Source organism: Vibrio sp. 10N.222.55.C7, assembly GCF_041473335.1.
Lineage (GTDB): Bacteria > Pseudomonadota > Gammaproteobacteria > Enterobacterales > Vibrionaceae > Vibrio > Vibrio crassostreae_C.
Genome location: NZ_JBFRSC010000027.1, coordinates 25808 through 47730, shown reverse-complemented (window position 1 = coordinate 47730; position 21923 = coordinate 25808). Strand labels below are relative to the sequence as shown.

Below are 21923 nucleotides of genomic sequence, written 5' to 3'. Positions count from 1 at the left end.
CCAAACTGAATGAGGTCATTACAAGCAGGTAAACAGAAAAGTCTGTTTTGGTAATGCGTTTTTTATCAATTACAAAGACAAGCGGCGCATACTAGCACAACGAGTCATTAATTGTCAGAAAAGTGTGAGTTTCGTCATGCTTTGGTGAGCAAAAGAAAAGCGCCCACTAATAAGTAAGGCGCTTTTCTGCAATCGAATCGAGTTACTTAGGTGCTAATTCGTAGTTTTCTTGCATCTCATGAGGGGCAATCCCGTACTCATAATCCGCTAAGTAGCCATCCTTATAGACCTTCATTCCCTTCTCATCCCAGCTCACTTTGATCATCGCCGTGTTGCCATCTTCACTGCCTAACAGCTCCAGCATTTCTGCATCAATCTTAATGGCTTTGATGGTTTTAATACGCTTAAACGGCTTAAATTCAGTGGCCGAGAATACGATGGCCGAGCGATAACGCTTAAGCTTGAGTCCAATCGCAAAGATTCTCGATTGTTGCTCAAACTGCAACATATTGATCTAGGCTCAATTGATGAGTCTCGCATTTCAGAACTTGTGCGATTCAAAGTCGAAACGCCGGTTCGCTATGAAGGTGACATTAATTATTGGCGTCAGGGCGTCGAATTTCCTGTCGATCAACTGGCATCCAATAAAGAAGTCGATATTCGAGCACGCATTACCATACCCGAGTCTCAACTCACAGCAGGAGAGTTTCACTTCAATATGGAGTGGGCAGTTGAGTGTCTATAAATTAGTAACTTAAGCTGAGTTTTTAATCAAAGAAGAAAAAGTGAGTGAGCTGGAAAGAAAATCAATGGAGTGACAAGTTCGGAATTATAAAACCGATAAAGAGAGATTCACTGGGAATTCGCTGTAGGTTAGCGCAAATTATCAAGGATGGAGTTTTTTTGAACATGTCTTTAAAACACGAAACATAATATGCGATCAGTTCATCGGACTTTCAAGGGAGTAACAAGAGAATATTTGATAACACTGAAGTCAATCACACATGTGCTAATTCTCAGTTGGTTAATCTATGCGATGTTTGCTACGTTTAAATGACACAGTCATTGGAAAGGTATGATTTATGAAAATAAATGTTCAAACACATCATGTATCAATTAACGACGAGTCACGCAAAGACATCGAAGGTAAATTCGAGAAGATATCTAACCATTTCCCATCACTGATCAGTTGCGACATCATCATTACTAAAGAACACGGTCAACATCAGGTTGAAGTATTCACCAACTACGAAGGTGTACGAGTAACAGCAAAATCGACAGACGATGTTATGTACCCAGCTATCGCTGCAGCACTTAAGAAACTTGAAGCGGGCCTAAGTAACCGTAAGGGACAATTGAAAGCCGACCTACACGAGAAACCAACAAGCACGAAGCCAGAGATTGCTTCGGACATCATCCAAGAGATGAAATTGGTATAAATCGATAAGTAGTTAAAGCGAAATAACGAATAGAAACTTATTAAGAATTTCAAAGCCAGCATACGTTGCTGGCTTTTTCGATCTTAAAGCCAAGCAAACCTTCGCTTCTTTACCGTCCCTCGAATTCAGCTCAACCCCACATCATTATTAACGCCCTTAAGTTCTTAGCAGCTATAACAATCACTTGTGGGATTTGATACAGTTATAAGCAGAAATTTAGACCACAACGGAATGTTTATTATGAAGAAAATCGCGTTGATACTTTTCCTTGCTACTCAATTAATGGCTTGTACCGAGGTTGGCAGTGAAGCTTGGTGTGCGGATATGAAAGAAAAGCCTAAAGGTGACTGGACGGCTAATGAAGCGGGCGATTTTGCTAAACACTGTATTTTCTAATCACGTTAGCTTCTAATTCTACATTGGGCTGAATTAATACGCTCTGTGTAAAACAATCCATGGAATAAGTGAGTTTTAATGGAACACCAACTAGACAACAACTGGAAGCACATCGAATGGGTATTAACCGACGTCGATGACACGCTCACTTGGCAAGGTTCACTCCCTCCAGAAACCCTGATTGTGTTACAAAAGCTGAGAGACAATGGAATCAAAGTGGTCGCTGTAACGGGAGCCTGTGCTGGTTGGTGTGACCATATTGCGCAGCTCTGGCCTGTCGATGCCGTGCTTGGAGAAAACGGCGCCTTCTTACTAGAGAAGCAAGATGATGCATTACAACTCTCATCTGAAACACCGCTAGAACAAGTGCGTAAGAACCAAGCTAAGCTAAAACAAGAAGTTGAAGCGATCTTGTTGAGTTACCCCGACCTATCGCTAACTTTGGATCAATCTTACCGCTTGTGTGAGGTCGCGATTGATATCGGCCAAAACCGTAAGCCTGTTGATCCTGAAACTGTTCAAGCGGTACTCGAAAGAATACACGCTTTAGGCGCACACGCGACGGCAAGTTCGATTCATATCAACGCTTGGTACGGCGAACACTCAAAGAAAAACGCCGTGCACCGTTTCCTGGCTAATAAAGGCTTATCGCTTGAGCAAATCCACAATCAAGCCTGCTATGTCGGCGATTCAATGAATGATCAGCAGATGTTCGAATCACTTCCACTTACCGTTGGCGTGGCAAACATTCAACATTATTGGGATAAGCTAGAGCATCATCCAAGCAGGGTCATGTCGCAGCCTGGTGGCTATGGGTTTGCAGAATTTGTGGATGCGCTGCTGAGGCTTAAAAGTGAAGTAATTTAGATAATCGCTCAGACTTTGAAGCAAAAATCGCACAAGTTTTCACTCATACGATTTCATTCATGTCATGTCCATCGATTAAACGGGCTCAACGAACTTAGAGAATAATCATCCCATCTCGATAAGTCAGAGCAGGAGAAACGTCTTGACCAAGTAAGACCGGGCCATCAAGGTCGACGATTTCAGATTGAACGGCGATAGGCAGAGCTGCACGCATCGCTAATGATGTACCAAGCATACAACCAGACATCAGCGTAAATCCTAGCCTTTTGGCTTCTTCTGCAAGAACCAATGCTTCAGTCAAACCGCCCGTTTTATCGAGTTTGATGTTGACCATTTCATACTTACCCAACAGCGATGAGAGCTGTGAAGTAGTATGACAGCTTTCATCAGCACACAGTGGGATCGGGTGATTGATGTGTGCCAGTGACGCATCGTGCTGCTGTGGAAGAGGTTGTTCGATCATCGCAATATCAAACTCTGTTAGTTGATTAAACAACTCTTCGAGATTCAGGCCCGTCCACGCTTCATTGGCATCCAGTACAATCTGAATATCTGCCGCAGCTTCTCGTACCGCGCGAACACGCTCTACCACCTGCTCGCCGTCAAGCTTCACTTTCAGAAGTTTCGCACCATTCGCGACATAGTCTCGAGCCTGAGTCGCCATGGCTTCTGGCGTGCCAATCGAGACTGTCATTGCAGTCACGATTTGAGCAGGCAACTCAAACAAGCTATTCGGAAACGTCTGGTCGTTCTGCTGAGCTTCAAAATCCCAAAGCGCACAATCGACCGCATTGCGCGCTGCCCCTCCGGTCAATAAAGACTGAAGATGATCTCTTAGCTCTGCCGGATCAGTAACGCCTCGTTCAAACATAGCTTCAAGTGCGCTAGACGCTTGTTGGATTTGCGCTAACACAGACTCCGATGACTCGCCGTATCGTGGGTAAGGCGTGCATTCGCCCTGAGCTCGTTTGCCACCATGTTCAATGTAAACACGAACAACGTGACACTCAGTTCGACTGCCACGAGAGATGCGAAAAGGCGTTTGCATCGCGATAATAATGGGTTCAGCTGTAATCTTCATAATTTCACTCGGTTGATGTTCACTTTAACAAATGGAAACGTAGAAATGATGAAGTCGTTAAAGTGAATGTCGCAAATGATCAGTAATGTGTTGTACACCAAAGCGCACTGGGTCCGTCACTGGCACTTGATAGAGTGTGGTCCATTCTTGGCACAATGTCTCAGCCTCTTCAATGCTAATCGCCGACGTGTTCAAGCAGATACCCACCAGCTTCGCGTCTGGATTAGTCAGTCGCGCCGCTTGCAAGTTGGCTTCAATCGTCTGTTCTATGCTTGGTAATTTAGCATGAGGAAGGTTACGAATATGTGGTCGCCCAACTTCATGACACAGCACTAAGGCATCAGCTTGTGCGCCATGTAAAAGACCCAAACTCACGCCTGCAAACGAAGGGTTGAACAAAGAGCCTTGCCCTTCAATGATGTCCCAATCGTGGTCGGTAAAATCAGGGCTAATCGCTTCAACTGCGCCAGAAATAAAATCCGCAACCACCGCATCAATCGAAATACCGCTGCCTTCAATCAAAATACCTGTCTGCCCTGTCGCTTTAAACTGAGCGGATGTTCCCGCTTGTTTAAGCGACTTTTCAATCGCTAATGCCGAGAACATTTTGCCTACTGAGCAATCAGTTCCGACAGTAAGCAGGCGCTTACCTTGACGAAGCTTACCGTTACCAACATTAAGAACACCGTCAAAATGGCGCACATCATGAAGCTTAGTCAATCCTTGTTGCTGCATGTCAGCAAGCGGTGAAAATTCACTCAATCGTTGGTGCATGCCAGATGCAATCTCATATCCCATTTCTGCAGCGGCCATAATGGTTGACTGCCAAGAATCAGGAATAACACCACCCGGATTTGCGGTACCAATCACTAGCGTCTTCGCGCCCTGCGCTTGCGCCTCTTGCAGGGTCATATCCGTTAAGCCCAGTGAAACGGTATCACCCGTTAAACGCAGTTGACCTAGGCAGATTTCTGGTCGCCATTGATGAATACCGCGAGCTGTTTTTGCAGCGAGTGGGTCAGTAACATCCCCAAGAAAAAGAAGGTAAGGTTGAGCGATCGACATGAGTATTCCTAATTAATAAGCCCTTGTATGGGTTTACTTTAATTAAGAACTTCGAAGCTGCCGAATGCCTATTTATGGCGAGCCTATAACCTTAAGTTATAGGGTGAGTATGGATTTTCAATGAAGCGATAAATTGCTTAACGGAAATCGACTGAGGGGTGTGCTCAGCGCAAAGCATCGATACCGAAAATTGGATGTCTGGTTGAAGCGGCAACACACAGACCGCATCGTCATTTTGATATTGCTCTGCCGTCCACGGATCAACAATCGCAAACCCCGCTTGGTGCTTGACCAGTTCCGCAGCGGCGCTATACCCACGTACAGATATCGGGTGGTGATAATGCTGCTCACGTGCAATAAGGCGTTGATGTAACAGGAGGCCTAATGGATCGCGGCTATCGAGCCCGATGATTGGCAGCGGATAATTGATCAGATCATCTAACGTTAATTCCGCGGGGAAATGATCAACCGTATTGGAAGGAACCAAAACCTTTAGTGATTCGGTTAATAGCGTTTCACTTAATATCGCAGGCGGTGCTTCATCGCCAAACGCGATAGCAATATCAAGCTCATGCTTTAATAACCCAGCACACAGCTCATCACGGTTTGCAGTCAGCAACTCAAAAGAGAGCTCTTGTTCCCGAGACATTTGGGCTATTACCTGAGTTAGTAATTTAGTCGCCAGTATCGGCGGCGCACCAATGCGTAAATGCTGATGGCCTTGCTTCACTTTGTTGGTCAGAGATCGAAATTGCCCCAATTGCTGATACACCTTTTCCGCTTCTGGCAGTAAGGTTTTTGCCTCAACCGTTGGCACCAACCGCCCTTTAACTCGTTCGAATAAGCCAAACCCAAGTTGTTGCTCCGTGTGCGCCAAAATACGGGTCACGTTTGGTTGCGACACATGCAAGCTGCGCGCGGCTCCAGATACGGTTCCGGTCTGCATAATGGCGTAAAAGACTTCCAATTGTCTTAGGTTCACATTGATGTCCTTATGGTTCGCGAAACAAATCTAGGGTTTGGCTTTTCTTGTATTAGCTAAGCTGTTTATCGGTCTAGCTAGCGTTTTGCGTGAGTCTATTTTAGTAGCTCAGCTATCGTAGGTTGAAGTATCTCAGCCCAAGTTTGATAAGCCTTCGCATTCAAATGCAGATCATCACACGAGTACTTGTTCGACAACAGCTTATTAGGCGACAATACTGAATTCACATCTAAGAACGCAATGCCTTGCTGTGTACAGTACTCGCTTAGCTTGCTATTGAGCAGTTCAACCGACGGATTTAAACCTTGCAGTTTAGAGCCAACATAAAGCGTTGATTGCACCAATATGCGAATCTCATTTTCTTGCCACACCTTAAGCATATCAATGTAGTTCTGGTAGATATGGTCGACATCATAACCCTGAGCTAAATCGTTTATCCCGGCCATAAAACACACCAGCTTTGGCTTCACATTTAACGTGGTATCAATACGGCGTAACATGCCCGTCGTGGTATCACCCGCGAGACCGCGATTGACCATCGAGATATCACGGAAAATATCCGCCCACGGTGCCCACTCGGTGATCGAATCACCAAACATCACTAAGTCTGCATTTGGGGAAAAATGGCGGTGGTTGTCTGATGTCATGATGTAACGACTCATACTGTGGCCTCGTTGCTGAATCTCAGACTGAAGAGCGACTGCCTTGAGGATCTCGCTATCTGGTGTAGTGCTATCGAATTGAGCTAGCAACCCTTCGATATGTGGCTTTAAAGGGCTAAGACGAGTACTCAGCTGATGGTGTTCTTTAAGGGAAGATAACCTCTCTAGTAATACGTACAGAGAGCTGTTTTGACCAACTTCTTGAAATAACTGATATAGATCGAGGACAGGGTGTTGCTGCAACGCGGCAAGTAATTGCTTGTCTTCCATGGTGTTATCTAACCCTTCAATTATCTAGTGATGAACTCAAGATAATATCCGATTGCGTACGGGATAGATAACACTAGAAGCAGATCGTTACTTTTACTAGAAGTAAATAGTTACTTTTCTTTGATTAGCAGATGATTACGATTATCACGGCTTTTCTTAATCAGCTCGTTGCTCTCATCCATTTCATCGGATTTCGCAAGGCGATCATAAAGCAACACGTTCACCGTCGCAGCCAAGTTCATGCAACCAACTGTTGGTACGTACACCACGTGATCCGCTCTATCGGCAACATCTTGAGAAATAGAACCATCTTCAGGGCCAAAGATATAGATAGCGTTTTCTGGGTGTTTAAAACGCGGCAGTGGTGTTGCACCTTCTGCTAGTTCCACACAAATGATCTTAGTTTCAGGATCAAGATTGTCTAAAAACGACTCAACACCGGTCAACGGGATGGTTCGCGCAGCACTCTTGGTATCGGTGTGAAATTTAGCGGCTTTTTCGTAGCGTTGCCCTGTGTATTTAACTTCGTCGACTTGGTAACAACCAGCCGCGCGCATAACAGCACCAACGTTTGTCGGGCTCTTTGGGTTAGTTAAACCAATAGTCACATGGCTTTTGTTCATGAATCTTTCTCACTTAACGAATAGACATAGCAGGGTGCTACAAAGCGTCGCATTCTAACAAAGCAGAGTCGAATTCAAAAGCATCGATACAAACTCACTTTTTCGCCCTTAAGCCTCTAGTTGCAAGGCTTCTCACCAAAAAAATCTAACCGTCATCATATTTATAAAACAAAAACACGCTAGGGTAACAATTAAACAACAAGCCCATTTACATTTTGAAACCACATTAATAATGTGTTGAAAATTGCATGAGACAATCACACAGGAAGCGTGACATGACCCTAACCATCAAAAACCGCCTTTATATTCTCTCTTTCATTCCACTGCTATTGATGGCAATCGGGATGATGAGCGTGACGTATATGAAGAGTACCGAGCTAACCGCACAACAAGTAGAATCGACGCGTAGCAATATGATGGCGATGAAAGAAAAGGAACTCAAAGCGTATCTGCAAATGGCTCAATCTTCTATCAGCCCGTTCTTGGAAAGAGGTGCAACATTAGAAGAAGCCTTACCGACATTAAGAACACTCGAATATGGCGAGTCTGGCTACATCTTTGGCTACGACTCTAAAGGCGTTCGAGTGGTTGTTGGACAAAATAACGATGGCATTGGTAAAAACTATTACGACCTACAAGACAAAAAAGGCAATTACCTGATTCGCGACCTAATCAAGAACTCGAAGCTTGGCGAATTCACCACCTACTACTTTCCTAAACTTGGTCAATCTGAAGCCCTACCAAAACTCAGCTACTCGATATTCATTCCGCAGTGGGACTTAATGCTTGGTACGGGGTTTTATACTGACGACATCGATGCGGTCATTGCAGAAATGAAAGAGAGCTCGAACGCTGCACTACAAAGCTCACTGACTGCCATCGCTATTTTCTGTGGATTAATCGCCCTTGTGGTTGCCGTGTTTGCAGTAGCAGTTAACCGAACAATTATGAAGCCACTTGAGCAGTTTGACCGTTCAATCAGCGCATTCGCGAGTGGCGAAGCTGACTTAACCGCTCGAATGGAAACCTTCAAAGCGCCAGAGTTCACTAAGCTCAGCGAGAACTTCAATGCCTTTGTGGCAAGCCTGCAAACCATCATTCGCAGCGTAAGTGATGTCGGTCAGCAAGTCGTAGCCGAGACATCTAGCATGTCTTCTCGCGCTGCGCAGGTCGACGTGATTGCTACAGGGCAACGTGAAGAGACAGAACAAGTTGCAACAGCGATGACTGAGATGACCACAACGGCTCAAGAAATCTCTAGCAACGCTAGCCAAGCGGCGGATTCCGCAAAGCTTGCAGAGGGCAATGCCAAAGAAGCACAACAGATCGTAAACGCAGCTGCAGATTCGGTAGCAGGCCTAGCTAGCGAAGTATCAGAAGCCAACACCGTGGTGTCTCGTTTAGAAGGCGATGTACAAAACATCTCCTCTTCGTTAGCGGTCATCCAAGACATTGCCGAGCAAACTAACCTACTCGCGTTGAATGCCGCGATTGAAGCTGCGCGTGCAGGCGAACAAGGGCGTGGGTTTGCTGTAGTTGCCGATGAGGTTCGTAAACTAGCAAGCCGAACTCAAGAGAGCACCGGCGACATTCACAAGATGATAGAGCAACTTAAAGCTGCCTCAGATGCTGCTGTGAAAGCGATGGATTCAAGTCAAAACCGAAGTGCGCAAACCGTGGAAGAAGCGAATGCCGCAGCCGAAGCACTGGCGAAGATCCAAGCGTCGATTGATACCATCATGGACATGAACTCGCTTATTGCGACAGCCACTGAACAGCAAAATATTGTCGGCCAAGAGATATCTCAACGCATCGTCGTAATTTCTGACCAAAGCTCACAATCGGCAGAACTCGCGAATCAAAACCGTACAGGTAGCCAAAACCTCAACAGTCGTGCAAATGAGCTGTATCACTTGGTGGATCGCTTCACCGTCTAATACATTTTCGGTCTAGTAAGCCGTAATCAAACGATAATTAATCCTAAAACACGCCGGGCTTCAGAATCTCTATTCTGAAGCCCGTTTTTATCGGTGGAGGTTTTAAGCCATACACTAATCCAATTGCTCAGAAAGGAAGTCCACCAGCAGGCGAACCTTTGAAGATAAGTTGCGGTTCTGAGGATAAAGCGCCCAGATCCCTTCTTTGTCATCTCGATAATCGGACAGCACCTCAACCAACTCACCAGAATCAAGGTCTTCACTCACATAGTATTCAGGCAACTGCACCAAGCCAATGCTCTGCTTAGCTGCGTCTAACAAGGCTAAACCACTGTTGCACTTAATGCGTCCGTTAACACGAACTGAGCGAGGGCGTCTATTTTCTTTGAAACGCCAATGTTCAAATCCACCGACTAAACATTGGTGATTATTTAATTCTGATAATGTATGCGGCTCGCCATAACGTTCAATATATTCAGGGCTTGCACATACATAAAGTTGGCGTTGAGACAGCCTCTTTGCCACAAGGCTTGAGTCTTCCAAGCGGCCAAGACGAATCGCAACATCAACACCCGAATCGATAAGATCGAGCTTTTGATTGGTCAGCATCAGCTCAAGCTCTACTTGCGGGTGAAGCTTTAAGAATTGATGCAGTATTGGGGCGAGTTGGCGCTCACCATAAGTCACAGGCGCGGTGACTTTCAGTAAGCCTTTGGGTGTTGATTGCATCTGCGTGACCGCAAGCTCAGCAATTTCTAAACCTTCGACCAACAACTTACATTGTTGGTAATAGAGTTGCCCAGCCTCTGTAAGAGACACCTTTCGAGTCGTTCGATTGAGCAGTTTCACTGCGAGTCGTTCTTCGAGGTTTGCTACTCTACGACTGATTTGAGCCACCGACGTAGCGAGCTTCTGCGCCGCACCAGTAAAGCTTTCACGCTCTGCCACTGCAACAAACTCACTTACCCCTTCCCAATTGGCCATGCCTTTACCTTATGCTGAACTTTGGTTACCCATACAGTGTATTGAAGTTAGATATCAGTGTCACCTTGCTTGATATGCGCTGTGCATTAATCTTCGGCACCTATAGTCATTCCCTTACAGAACCATATTTTTGTCCTAACATTAACCTCATCCCCTATTGCTAGGGTGAGAATCTCTAAAACACTGGTACAACAAAGTAAGGTATCCCTTTGAAGAAGTTAATCATACTTGCATCAACTCTTGTACTCAGCACCACTGCGTTTGCAGCAACTAAAACAACAATTCAAGAAACAACGCTAAAATCTGATACATTTGTTACTGAAGCGGAAGCATACGATGCAGGCACCAACCTTATGGATGAGTTAAGCGCAAAAACACCTTTTGAGCTTTCAAGAGAACTGCCACAGTTCCAACAGACAACCAAATACGATTCGTTCAAGATTGATGATGCAAATATGGAAGTGAAAAAGATCACTAACATGAACGGCGACATCCACTACCAAGCGAACGTAAAAGTGGACTACCGTTACACATACAAAGACGGTCTTAGCAGCTAACACTGAGTGATTGATCAGGTCTAAAAACTGATCACCTAGTCAAAAGACTGATCACCTAGTCAAAAAGAAAGCCCGCACTCATAGAGTGCGGGCTTTTTGTCGTTCACCGCTGATTAATGGGACTCAATACGAGCAACCATTATCAGCTCATATTCGTCTGTCTAATTTTGAAAATTACACTTCAAACTGAGACACAAGGCTATCTAGCGCTTCACACTGTTCAGCCAATGCCATACATGCATTTTCTGCGCTGCTTGCCATCTCAACCATTTGCATGGTGCTTTCAGCGATGCGTTGAACATTCTTATTCACTTCTTCAGACACTTGAGACTGTTGCGAAGCCGCCGTAGCAATTTGTGTGTTCATGTCATTCATCTTGCCAATTGAGTTACGAATCTCACTCAATGAAGATGCTGCAGTTCCTGCTTGAACAATGGTTTTCTCGCCACTCACTTTGCTTTCAGTCATCACGCCAACCGCGTGTTTAGCCCCCACTTCTAAGCGTTCAATCATTGATTGGATTTCGCCAGTGCTGTCTTGAGTTTTACTCGCAAGCGCTCGAACTTCATCAGCCACAACCGCAAAGCCACGACCTTGTTTACCCGCTCGTGCCGCTTCAATTGCCGCATTCAAAGCAAGTAGGTTGGTTTGCTCTGCAATGCCTTTGATAACTCCCAAAATAGAGGCAATGTTCTTCACGTCTGTGTCCAGCTCTTGAACAACACCGCCCGCGTTCTCGATATCTTGCGCAAGGCGTTCAATCGAAGTCACGGTCAAGCCAAGCGTGGTGTCTGCCGATTCCACTTCATGATTGGCAACATTACTGGCGGTTGCCGCATCTAATGCATTACCACTCACCACTTCACTGGTTGCTTGCATCTCATGAACCGCCGCCGCGACTACTTCACTTTCACGCTGTTGGTTCGATGAAAATTCAGCAACACTTTGCGTTAACGATTTAATGTTTTCCATCTCAGCGCGTACCGCATTCGATGTAAAAATAACTTGTTCGACGGTGACATGGATCTTGCCAACAAACTGGTTGAAAGCAGAACTTAAACGAGCGATCTCATCATTACCTTCGACCTTCATACGTTGAGACAAGTTACCGTCACCCGATGCGATCTCATTCATCGCTTTCTCTACGTTCTGGATTGGCTGAACGATAAAGCGATTGGATAACCACATAGCGAAAAGTGCAGCGAAAACAGCAACGGCCATACCCACTTCAATGATCAACTTACTCGATTCAATAGAGTCATCGGCTTGCTGGCGAAGCTCTTTCTGTTTCAATTCGATCAGAGTTCGGATATCGCGCAGTTGAGTACGAATGATCGCAAACTCTGCGTCAAGCGCTGGCGAGTAATCAATATTGTATTGGTCTGCGTTTGCTGGATCAGCGAACATTGGCTCGTGCAGTGCCACCCACTTGCTCATCGCGTTAACAAGCTTTGCTAACTCGCCACGTGAAGATGGGTCCAACACGCCCGCTTGATACAAGGTTTCGACACTTTGAAAACGAGGAACCGCTTTGTAAGCATTGTCTTTAAATTCAAACTTTTGGTACTCAATCGCCGCTTGGTCTTTCGAGAGTAATAGACCTTGAGCAGAAGCGATAACTTGATAAATGTCACGATACCCATCTTCCAAATTGTCTAACACGGGCTGAACCACATTATTGAGCTCATTATTAATCGCAGCTTGAGCATTTGATCTGATAACGTTGAGCACAGTAACGGTAGAAAAAACAATCACAATCACCAACAGCGGGATCGCGATTTTACTCTTAATCGAAAGATTATTGATATTCATTGGGATTAATAACCACACTTCAAATAGGGATGCGCGCGCAATATACAGCACACATATAAAATCCCGCTAAGCTTTTGTGAGCTTCATCTCATAGCAAACGATACCGTAAATTCGTGTGATGTTTTTTCAATCAAAGGTTAACTTTCGGCGACTAAAATACTCTCTGATTTAGACTTATTTGCTGCTGATACGCGCAAATACTGGAGAAGTGTTAGAAATAACACCATAATGTAGGGCTCTAAAATAAGTAGGTAAGAACATGAAAATTTGTGGTGTTGAAATCAAAGGTAACGATGCAGTCATCTGTCTTCTTTCTCTGTCAGACGGCGTATTTAACATTCCTGATTGCCGAGTTTCTAAGGTTGCGATTAGCGACGCAAACGACACACAGAATATGAAAGACTTTCAATTCTCTTTTGCAAAGTTAATGGAAGATTACCAAGTAGAAAAAGTTGTAATTCGCCAACGTCAGACTAAAGGCAAATTTGCTGGCGGTGGCTTTGGTTTCAAACTAGAAGCAGCGATTCAACTGATCGACGGCCTAGACGTAACCGTTGTATCTCCTGCTGACATCAAAGAGAGCCTTAAGCGTAACCCTCTAATGATGAAGTTCAAAGAAACTGGCCTTAAGCAATACCAAGAAGCACCGTTTACAACGGCTTACGCTTGTTTGATGAAACGCTAGTCATCAATCGCTAGCGAAAAAATGAGTAAAAAAAGAGCCTGCATTGTCAGGCTCTTTTTGGTTTCTAGTCATCGACTTTAAGTAGAGTGAGTTTTGGTATACAAACTACCGCTGTAACACTGTTCGTCTGCGAGACTTAATCCATTCTGGCTTCCTCACCACCAAATAAACCGCAGCAGCAGACAGGGCGAAGCCCATTGCACCATAGATGTCGAACGACTCACCGAAAATAAGCCAAGCTTGGATTGCTGTCGTTGGTGGAACTAAGTAAAACACTGAGGCCACACTTGAAGATGCACCGTGTTCTACCATGTAAAGCAGCAAGAGGATAGCAACACAAGACAGAACAACCACCAGCCAGATTAGAGTCAGCGTGAATTCTACAGTCCAGTTCACTTGCATCGTTTCGTAACGCATTGCGAACGGCAGAAACAGCGCTGCAGAAGCCAAGTATTGCACCATCGCACCGCCGACCATATCGGTCCCCTGACAGAAGCGCTTCTGATACAGAGTGCCGCAGGTAATGCCCACCAAAGAAACTAAACACAATAACGTTGCCAAGCCTTTTTGGTCGTCTGACTGCCATTCAATATTGCCCATCAACACCAAACTGATACCCGCAAAACCAAGCGCTAAGCCCAGCCACTGCGCGAAATTAAAACGCTGTGGAGTACAGCTGATCATAATCAAGGCGGTAAGAATCGGTTGCAAGCCAACCAGTAAAGAACTCAACCCGGCAGGCATACCCATATCAATCGCCAGATAGGTGCCACCAAGGTAGAAACCATGAATCAAGATGCCGACCACACTAGCGTGGAAGAATGCTCGACCACGAGGAATACGACGCTTAAGGATTGCAATCAAAACCAAGAACAGCGCCACGTTGGCTACCATCCTCAATGAAAGTAATGTTGCGGGTTCCGCGTATTCCACACCAAGACGTGCGCCAACAAAGCCTGACGACCACAATATTACAAACACAAACGGAATCATTTTAATCAGCATTACAAACCTCTGGTCAACTCTTCATCAATGCTGTTACCTTAGTTGGGTACAGATAACTAATAAAGATACAGATATAACACTTTAAATGGTTACAGATTGAGAGTGAGCAACGAGGGAGAAAAACGTGGAAGCAGAACTCAGCGGCAATAAATACCTTGCTACCGAACAACATATTAAGGCTCAGATCGATAAAGGACTCTTTCATCCAGACGATCGCCTTCCCTCAATTCGTCAATTGAGTGAACAGCTTGGCGTGAGCAAAAATACCGTTATTCGCGCCTACCAAGAATTGGAAGCGACAGGCTGGGTTTATTCTGTACCTAAATCTGGCTATCGCGTGAAAGCGCCGAACACCACTAGCTGGGATGCATCAAGCCAACCTCAAAAAGTCGATCTGTTGTCTGTCACCAAATCGGTACTCTCTCGTCCAAAAGGTCGTCTGAAATTGTTGGCAGGCTCGGCCCACCCGAATATCAACAACCCTGCGATTCGTAGCTTGTATGCCGAAATCGGTCGCCACAGTCGATTACAAACTCAGCTTCCCGGTTATTACCAACTCCCCCCCGGCGACGAGCAATTAGTAAAGCAATTGTTAAAGATCACCCATGATCTTGGTGTGCCTGCGGGATCGAAAGAGATTGCGATTACTCATGGTGCTCAACAGGCGATCAGTTTGGCACTGCGTGCGCTCACCAAGCCCGGCGACATTGTGGCGGTCGAGTCGCCCTGTTATTTCGGTAATCTACTTTTACTTGAATCACTTGGCTTGCAAGCCCTTGAAATACCAAGCAGCGTCAGCCACGGAATCGACATTCCTTCGCTACAAAGTGCACTGGTTCAATGGGAAGTGAAAACCTTACTGCTAACGCCAAACTTTACCAATCCAACGGGTTCACGGATGCCATTGGCGAATCGAAAAGCATTACTGGAGATCACCGGATCTTTACCAATTATCGAAGACGATGTGTTCGGTAGCTTGGCATTCGATACACCAATCGCTAGCCTCAAAGAGCTTGATGACCAAGATAGAGTCATCTACGTCAATTCATTGTCTAAAACCTTAGACTCACGCTTGCGAATCGGTTGGTTACTATCGGGTCGCTACCAACCTTTGGTCGAAAAGTACCTTTTATGCGACAACATGGGCAGCTCAAATCTGATGCAATCCGCTGTGGGGCAATTCCTCACTACTGGAAAATACCGCAGTCATTTATCCAAAATGAAACGGCTCTACCAAACCAATCAAAAGCAATTTCAAAGCCTGTTAATACAAGCACTAGATAGCTATCCTCACCTTGTCGGGCAATACCACCTATCAAAACCGGAAGGCTCTTTTTTAAACTGGATAACACTGCCTGAATCGGTCGATAGCTACGCGGTCTATCAAGATTGTTTGAAGCATAAACTCGGGATCTTACCCGGAACAGTATTTGGCACCAACGGCCAATATAAACACTGCTTGCGCTTTACTGTTGCCAATATTGAAGAGAGCAAAGAGTGGAAAGAAGGGGTTGTGACACTAGCCAAGATAATCGCTGAGCACGTACGTTAGGTTACCTTTCTAATTACCATTTAGACCAAAACAACAAAGCCCCATTCAACTGAATGGGGCTTTCATCATTATCATATCTTGAGTTGCTTAAATACGATGGTTAGTTAAATACGATTACCCTTGCCAAGCGAACTGTTCAAAAACTTTGTCGACTGGCGTTTTAGCAACGTGGTTTACGTAATTACTGATCACTTTCTGAGACAGGCCAAGAATCACTTCTAGCACTTGTTGCTGACCGTAGCCCGCTTCGAAAAATGCTGCCATTTCACTTTCAGGCACATTGCCGCGGTTACGTACCATGCTCAGCGTAAAATCATGCAGGGCTTGCAGCTTTTCAGTGGGTAAATCTGTGCGATTACGCAGTGCTTCGGTGATTGCAGGATCGACCTTCATTGAATGTGCAATGCCAGTGTGTGCAGGAACGCAGTAGTGGCATTCGTGTTCAACGTTGATGGTTTGCCAAACAACCGTTAGCTCTTCAGCATCGAAAGATGAGTCACTAAACGCCTGATGAAGCTGAGTGTAAGCCTTAAGTGTGTTTGGAGATTCAGCCAATACACCAAACAAGCCCGGCACTCTGCCCATCTGCTTTTTAGCGCCCTCAAGAATAGGTTGGCTTTGCTCTGGCGCGGATTCTACTGAGTGAATTTTGAAGTTGCTCATTGCTCTATCCCTATCAATTTTCGGTTCTAAAGTTATTCAATCACGGAGCAATTAATGAATGTTCTCCGTTGGTGTGAAAACAATATAGATCAAACAAGAACGATCGTTCAAGTGTTATGTTGAACACTCGTTCAAACTGTACATTGAAGCCTGACGGATATCTTTTGTTCATAACGAGAAAGCCCAACAGGCAACACCTGATGGGCTTTCTCTTTTTCTCAATTTTTTGCAAGCGGCTACCAATATTCTGCGTGAGCCAAGCCTTTAACACAACTCGACTTGCCACTTGTTACTTTGATTTCACCACCAGTTAACAATTGAGCCAACCAACCGTGAGGGAAACTCAATTCAAAGGGCGCTGGGACCTGCTCAACGGTAATTTGCCCAAAGCCCACTTTTGAATAGTAGTCAGGATCACCGTACGTCACTGCAAGCTCAATACCCTGCTCTTTTAGAAACTGCAAACCGAAGTTAATCAGGCGCTGACCAATACCACGCTTTTGCATCTGAGTGCTCACCGCCACTGGCGAAAGCAAATATGCCTTGGTTTCATCATCAAATGAAAGCGGCGTAAAGATAATCGCACCCACAATCGTGCTATCCGCATCCGACTCACTAGAATCGTCTTCAGCGACAAAGCAAAGTAGCTCTGTCGGGGCTGTAGTCGTTAAAAGGTCGTTGGCAAGCATACCCACGGTTTTACCTTCGTTCTCACCTTCTGAATCCGTAAAGGTTTGAGTGAAAACTTGAGTGATCGTTTCGATTTCGCTTGAATTATATTGTCTAAATTTCATGGTGTTACTCACTTACTTTAATTTCTTGAGCACAAAGAACTGATAATCAAAATCACGTTGTTCAGAACCTTTCGAAGGCTGTTGATCCAAGCCGTTCTTTGATGTGTTGCTATCGAAAAATTGTTTAACTTCATTGTCGCAATCTACGAGCGCTTTTGAGTTCGGCATCGTTGCTTTAAGCGCTTCTACTCGCTTTTGAAAGGGCTGGTAATACGCAAGCCAACCAGCATCGCTCAGTGCAAAGTGCTCCAAGACTTCATAACCCGCAGCTTGTGCCTGTTTAATTCGCTCGGATACCGTCGTCATGTCTGGATACTCTTTTTGCCAGAACGCTTTGCTCGATTCGTTAGGTTGTTCGGTATTCCACACCAAATCATTAACGACCAATATGCCGTCATCACTGAGTAAATTTCGCCACTGCTTTAGCGCCTTTTCAACACCCATGATGTAAGCGCTGCCTTCCGACCAAATTAGGTCAAACGACTTAGCTTCAAACGGCAGATCCATCATGCTCGCGCATACGGTTTTGACGTTGCTTTCTAAGCCAAGAACCTGTGCTTGCTGAGTCAGAACATCTAAACTCGGTTGATCATTATCTACCGCCGTTATTTGCACATCCACTTGATGTTCTACTAAGGCTTTCGCTAACACAGAGGTGGCAATACCTTTACCACAACCGATCTCAAGCACACGTTTAGGAGAAACCGAAACGTGTACCAACGCCGCTAAAGTATCTTCCGCTGTTCCTGGCCCTAAACGCTGTAAACCCTCAAAGATCACCTCAAAATCCGCCATGTACTGGTCATGATCGTTCATGTCTTTTGAAAGCCATTTCAGTCGCAGTGCTTGCTTCTCATCAAAGCCTTGCTTAATGAGCCAATCGAGATGCGCATCAGGCGCCACCTTGTCCATCGATTCATGCCAATCTTGCAAACCACTCTCGCCTAACAAGGCCGATAAAAGATCTCTCGAACGCTGTTTCTGAGCGATCTCTTCGTCCAATTGTTCGAGTCGGTTTTGTAACAAGGAGCGGTCAACCTTGGCATCCAAACACGCCTGACACTCTTTCAACGTCAGTCCACCCGCTTGTAACTGCTGCAACAATTTCACACGCTGCAAGTCGCGTTCGGAATAACTTCGATAACCATTACTGGTGCGTTGAGCTTCTATCAAACCCAACTTTCCATAGTACAAAAGCGTTGAACGGCTCAGGCCAACGAGCTCCGCTAATTCAGATATGCGATACATCCACTTCTCCCTCATTTCAGTAGTAAAGATAAACTATGAAGTTGTAATCAGGTCAACAGAATTTTCGACACTTTTCTCGTTCTTTACCTATTTACCTTCAAATTGATAAAGCGATCTGAGCGTGTCTTTTACCCATAGAACGGTTAGTCATCGACATTGCCTGAAAGGGATTCAGGAAAGGAGAAGTATTAAACTTGATGAATTGAAAACAATTAGCTCATAAACATACTTCTTTTTAACTGAATTTTGCCAATTTCTAAATCATTCAATAATGGACGAACGTTAACTAAACGATAAATAAACTCACCGAGTGAATACTTAAATCAACCACACATATACACCAGAAATTCCTGCTTAAATTTTTTAGAAAAATTCAAAATTTATTAGAAATTACCCCCTAACTTTACTGAGTATTTTGTTAGTCTTGGAAACAATTATTTACAATCCAAACAAAATTTAATTGGATCGCTTGAGGTTGTTTTTCTTGAATATGAAATTATTCGGCAGTTCTTTGATTCTGTCAGGAACTGCATTAGGGGCTGGCATGCTCGCTATTCCCATGGTGTTGGCCCAATTTGGCTTCATGATCAGCTCAGTGCTGATGCTACTTATCTTTATCGGCACCACATACTCTGCACTCCTCCTGGCAGAAGCATGCACTAAAACTAAAGACAACAGTGGCATGAGCAGTGTTGCTTATCTCACTCTGGGCAGCAAAGGTAAACACTTTATCAATGCACTCTTTTACCTGTTGCTAGTATGCATGTTGATCGCTTATATCTTGGGTGTCGGTGACATCATTCATAAGCTACTGCTCGACGTTGGTGTCGATGTATCAGCATCCGTTGCGTATACCATTTTCAGCCTATTGATGGGTGCTATCGTCGTCTCGGGCAAGTCTTATATCGACAAACTGAATCGCGGGCTATTCATCTTGATGGTCGTGATGCTGTTTATCGTTATCGCGTCATTATTTAGCAACATTCGCCTTGATTACCTAACTCAAACCAGCCAATACACGGCCAACGACGTGGTGCAATACAGCGCAGTTATCTTTACTAGCTTTGCCTCTATGGTGGTGATCCCGTCACTGGTTATCTACAACCGTGAAGCAACTCAAAAGCAGATCCGCAATATGATTCTGCTAGGCTCAGTGATTCCATTAATTTGCTACCTAACTTGGTTATTCGCGATTATCGGCAACCTTGGCACAGACGCGATAAGCCAGTTCCACAATATCTCTGAGTTGATCTCTGCGTTCAGCGGCCAATCTGCTTGGTTGAAAGTGGTGATCGCTCTGTTCTCTGCTCTGGCCTTGGTGACTTCTTTCCTCGGCGTGTCGATGGCGCTTTACGACCAAAACAAAGATGCGGTGACCAACAACAAAGCGTTGGCTTATGCGCTAACCTTCATCTTACCTTTGGTATTAGCTGAGCTGTTCGCTAGCCAGTTTGTAAGCATGCTGGACTATGCAGGCATGGTCCTGGTGTTCCTAGCTATCTGGGGCCCACTCGCAATGGTAGTTAAGGTTCGCAGACCTGACTTCCCTCACCTACAAACCGAAGGCAGCTACACAGCAGCCGGTGGCGACACGGCATTAATGGCGACATTTGGTTTTGGTGCGTTGATTTTCGTGTCTTGGTTTATGGGTTAACTATTCACTGAGTAATATACCCAAACTAAGACCAGAAAGAGCAGCGTTGGCTGCTCTTTTTTATGCCTAATTTCCCTACCCACGTTATTCCTTCCTCCTTATCGACACACATCGTCAGAGACATTCAAACAACGTATTTAGAAACAATAATTTAGATAAACAACTCGTCATATTTAGATCTCAGCACCAGCTCAAAACACCATGTTCTATGATCATATAAAGTAACTGCGTTGCTGATACATCTGATAATTAGATCACAAAACAACCCCAATGGTATTGTATTGGTATTATATTTTGGAATACCATCATTCGCGTACCCTACAGTACTAAAGGACATAATAATGAAATCGAATAACTTCAAACTGTCTTCAATGATGTTCATTGAATGGTTTATCTGGGGAGCATGGTTTGTTCCCCTATGGCAAATACTCAATACCAATGGATTCACACCAACTGAGATCGCATGGTCTTACGCATGTACCGCGATCGCCGCGATCATTTCACCGATCTTAGTTGGTTCAATCACCGACCGATTCTTCGCTGCACAGAAAGTACTTTCTGTGATGTTGATAGCAGGTGCAGGTTTGATGTACTTAGCGGCTCAGCAAACCGAGTTCGCCACCTTCTTCCCACTACTTTTGCTTTACTCACTGACCTACATGCCGACGATTGCACTGACCAACAGCATTGCTTTCTCTAACGTTGAAGACGTAGAACGTGACTTCCCGCGCATTCGTGTTATGGGTACGATCGGTTGGATTGCGTCAGGTATCGCTATCGGCTTCCTACCAGGTTGGTTAGGCTATGGTGATATTTCATCAAGCAATATCCCACTTATTCTGACCGCTTTAGCATCTTTGGCTCTGGGTATCTTCGCGCTAACACTGCCAGATACACCACCGAAAAGTACCGGTAAACTCAGCCTTAAAGTGATGCTTGGCCTAGACGCTATCGTGCTGCTAAAAGACAAAAACTTCCTAGCATTCTTCGTTTGTTCTTTCATGTTCAGCATGCCTCTAGCGTTCTACTACATCTTCGCTAATGGCTACTTAACTGAAGTAGGAATGAGTAATGCGACAGGTTGGATGACGCTGGGTCAGTTCTCTGAAATCTTCTTTATGCTGGCACTACCATTCTTCACAAAACGATTTGGTATTAAGAAGGTATTACTTCTTGGTCTATTTACTGCCGCGGTTCGTTATGGATTCTTCGTTTACGGTAGCGCAGACACTTGGTACCTCTACTCACTGCTGTTCGCAGGCATCCTATTGCACGGTGTGAGCTACGACTTCTACTTCGTAACGGCTTACATCTATGTCGACAAAAAAGCACCGGCTCACATGCGTACCGCTGCGCAAGGCCTTATCACATTAGGTTGCCAAGGTATTGGTAGCTTGCTCGGTTACCGCTTAGGTGGCGTGTTGATGGAGAAGATGTTTGCTTACGACGAACCACAGAATGGCCTGACATTTGATTGGGCTGGTATGTGGGGCTTCGGAGCCATCATGATCGCCATCATCCTAGTCATCTTTATGTACTTCTTCCGTGAACCAAACGGCGAGATCAAAGAGATTAATATCGACAACAAATCAGATGGAACCCCATCAGAGCAAACTCCAGTAGAAAAAGCTCAAGCGTAACTTTATA

21 protein-coding genes and 1 pseudogene are annotated in these 21923 nt (G+C 45.0%); 10 read left to right on the top strand and 12 right to left on the bottom strand.

The features are described 5' to 3' along the window. Window positions 1-202: 202 nt before the first annotated feature. A pseudogene (locus AB4482_RS10060) lies at window positions 203-430 on the bottom strand (hypothetical protein); the annotation flags it as partial. 57 nt (window positions 431-487) lie between these two features. Here AB4482_RS10060 and AB4482_RS10055 point away from each other — a divergent pair. The 4 genes from AB4482_RS10055 (at window position 488) to AB4482_RS10040 (ending at window position 2702) form a co-directional block, all read left to right on the top strand. Continuing rightward, complete coding sequence (locus tag AB4482_RS10055) at window positions 488-745, top strand: hypothetical protein (RefSeq protein ID WP_229648214.1); 258 nt, start codon at window positions 488-490, stop codon at window positions 743-745. A gap of 337 nt (window positions 746-1082) precedes the next feature. Beyond that, entirely contained in the window at window positions 1083-1439 is a 357-nt protein-coding gene (gene hpf, locus AB4482_RS10050) for a ribosome hibernation-promoting factor, HPF/YfiA family (protein WP_017061680.1), read from the top strand. Window positions 1440-1679: 240 nt separating this feature from the next. Then, window positions 1680-1835, top strand: coding sequence for a DUF3012 domain-containing protein (locus AB4482_RS10045; protein WP_017061679.1), 156 nt, complete (start codon window positions 1680-1682; stop codon window positions 1833-1835). 78 nt (window positions 1836-1913) lie between these two features. Continuing rightward, window positions 1914-2702: an HAD-IIB family hydrolase gene (locus tag AB4482_RS10040; RefSeq protein ID WP_102393449.1), complete on the top strand. Its 789-nt coding sequence runs from the start codon at window positions 1914-1916 to the stop codon at window positions 2700-2702. Between the two features lie 94 nt (window positions 2703-2796). Here the strand turns inward: AB4482_RS10040 and dgcA are convergent, their stop codons facing one another. The 5 genes from dgcA to AB4482_RS10015 all read right to left on the bottom strand — a co-directional run bounded on the left by dgcA (window position 2797) and on the right by AB4482_RS10015 (window position 7385). Then, window positions 2797-3783 carry an N-acetyl-D-Glu racemase DgcA gene (gene dgcA, locus AB4482_RS10035; RefSeq protein WP_372180888.1) on the bottom strand — a complete coding sequence of 329 codons (987 nt, stop codon included), beginning with the start codon at window positions 3781-3783 and terminating at the stop codon, window positions 2797-2799. Between the two features lie 57 nt (window positions 3784-3840). Then, window positions 3841-4848 carry an N-acetyltransferase DgcN gene (gene dgcN, locus AB4482_RS10030; protein ID WP_017061677.1) on the bottom strand — a complete coding sequence of 336 codons (1008 nt, stop codon included), beginning with the start codon at window positions 4846-4848 and terminating at the stop codon, window positions 3841-3843. Window positions 4849-4939: 91 nt separating this feature from the next. Further along, window positions 4940-5830: a LysR family transcriptional regulator gene (locus AB4482_RS10025; RefSeq protein ID WP_017066887.1), complete on the bottom strand. Its 891-nt coding sequence runs from the start codon at window positions 5828-5830 to the stop codon at window positions 4940-4942. A 95-nt stretch (window positions 5831-5925) separates the two neighbouring features. Next, the gene (locus tag AB4482_RS10020; protein WP_372180887.1) at window positions 5926-6762 is read right to left on the bottom strand and encodes an SGNH/GDSL hydrolase family protein; all 837 of its coding nucleotides are present in this window, start codon (window positions 6760-6762) and stop codon (window positions 5926-5928) included. Window positions 6763-6872: 110 nt separating this feature from the next. Next, entirely contained in the window at window positions 6873-7385 is a 513-nt protein-coding gene (locus tag AB4482_RS10015) for an RNA methyltransferase (RefSeq protein ID WP_371713949.1), read from the bottom strand. Between the two features lie 275 nt (window positions 7386-7660). Here AB4482_RS10015 and AB4482_RS10010 point away from each other — a divergent pair, with 275 nt between their 5' ends. Next, a complete protein-coding gene (locus AB4482_RS10010) occupies window positions 7661-9322 on the top strand; it encodes a methyl-accepting chemotaxis protein (protein WP_372180885.1) in 1662 nt (553 codons plus the stop codon). A gap of 114 nt (window positions 9323-9436) precedes the next feature. Here the strand turns inward: AB4482_RS10010 and AB4482_RS10005 are convergent, their stop codons facing one another. After that, entirely contained in the window at window positions 9437-10306 is an 870-nt protein-coding gene (locus AB4482_RS10005; protein WP_017064933.1) for a LysR family transcriptional regulator, read from the bottom strand. A 209-nt stretch (window positions 10307-10515) separates the two neighbouring features. Between AB4482_RS10005 and AB4482_RS10000 the strand changes: the two genes are divergently transcribed. Further along, window positions 10516-10863, top strand: a complete 348-nt coding sequence (locus tag AB4482_RS10000; RefSeq protein WP_017069799.1) for a DUF3316 domain-containing protein — start codon at window positions 10516-10518, stop codon at window positions 10861-10863. A 174-nt stretch (window positions 10864-11037) separates the two neighbouring features. On the opposite strand, the gene AB4482_RS09995 is transcribed toward AB4482_RS10000, so the two are convergent. Then, complete coding sequence (locus AB4482_RS09995) at window positions 11038-12675, bottom strand: methyl-accepting chemotaxis protein (protein ID WP_372137552.1); 1638 nt, start codon at window positions 12673-12675, stop codon at window positions 11038-11040. Between the two features lie 259 nt (window positions 12676-12934). On the opposite strand from AB4482_RS09995, the gene AB4482_RS09990 reads away from it, so the two are divergent. Continuing rightward, a complete protein-coding gene (locus AB4482_RS09990; RefSeq protein WP_017071370.1) occupies window positions 12935-13360 on the top strand; it encodes a DUF3010 family protein in 426 nt (141 codons plus the stop codon). A 105-nt stretch (window positions 13361-13465) separates the two neighbouring features. Here the strand turns inward: AB4482_RS09990 and AB4482_RS09985 are convergent, their stop codons facing one another. Continuing rightward, window positions 13466-14365 (bottom strand): DMT family transporter, encoded by a 900-nt coding sequence (locus AB4482_RS09985; protein WP_372180883.1) that lies wholly within the window; start codon window positions 14363-14365, stop codon window positions 13466-13468. 124 nt (window positions 14366-14489) lie between these two features. Here AB4482_RS09985 and AB4482_RS09980 point away from each other — a divergent pair, with 124 nt between their 5' ends. Beyond that, complete coding sequence (locus AB4482_RS09980; protein ID WP_372180882.1) at window positions 14490-15917, top strand: PLP-dependent aminotransferase family protein; 1428 nt, start codon at window positions 14490-14492, stop codon at window positions 15915-15917. 114 nt (window positions 15918-16031) lie between these two features. On the opposite strand, the gene AB4482_RS09975 is transcribed toward AB4482_RS09980, so the two are convergent. The 3 genes from AB4482_RS09975 to AB4482_RS09965 all read right to left on the bottom strand — a co-directional run bounded on the left by AB4482_RS09975 (window position 16032) and on the right by AB4482_RS09965 (window position 18622). Continuing rightward, window positions 16032-16580 carry a carboxymuconolactone decarboxylase family protein gene (locus AB4482_RS09975; RefSeq protein WP_017069794.1) on the bottom strand — a complete coding sequence of 183 codons (549 nt, stop codon included), beginning with the start codon at window positions 16578-16580 and terminating at the stop codon, window positions 16032-16034. Between the two features lie 236 nt (window positions 16581-16816). Beyond that, complete coding sequence (locus tag AB4482_RS09970) at window positions 16817-17386, bottom strand: GNAT family N-acetyltransferase (RefSeq protein WP_372128399.1); 570 nt, start codon at window positions 17384-17386, stop codon at window positions 16817-16819. Then, window positions 17387-18622, bottom strand: coding sequence for a MerR family transcriptional regulator (locus AB4482_RS09965; RefSeq protein ID WP_372180881.1), 1236 nt, complete (start codon window positions 18620-18622; stop codon window positions 17387-17389). A 490-nt stretch (window positions 18623-19112) separates the two neighbouring features. On the opposite strand from AB4482_RS09965, the gene AB4482_RS09960 reads away from it, so the two are divergent. Then, the gene (locus tag AB4482_RS09960; protein ID WP_017061663.1) at window positions 19113-20276 is read left to right on the top strand and encodes an amino acid permease; all 1164 of its coding nucleotides are present in this window, start codon (window positions 19113-19115) and stop codon (window positions 20274-20276) included. A 341-nt stretch (window positions 20277-20617) separates the two neighbouring features. Further along, window positions 20618-21916 (top strand): nucleoside permease, encoded by a 1299-nt coding sequence (locus AB4482_RS09955; RefSeq protein WP_372128397.1) that lies wholly within the window; start codon window positions 20618-20620, stop codon window positions 21914-21916. Window positions 21917-21923 lie beyond the last annotated feature (7 nt).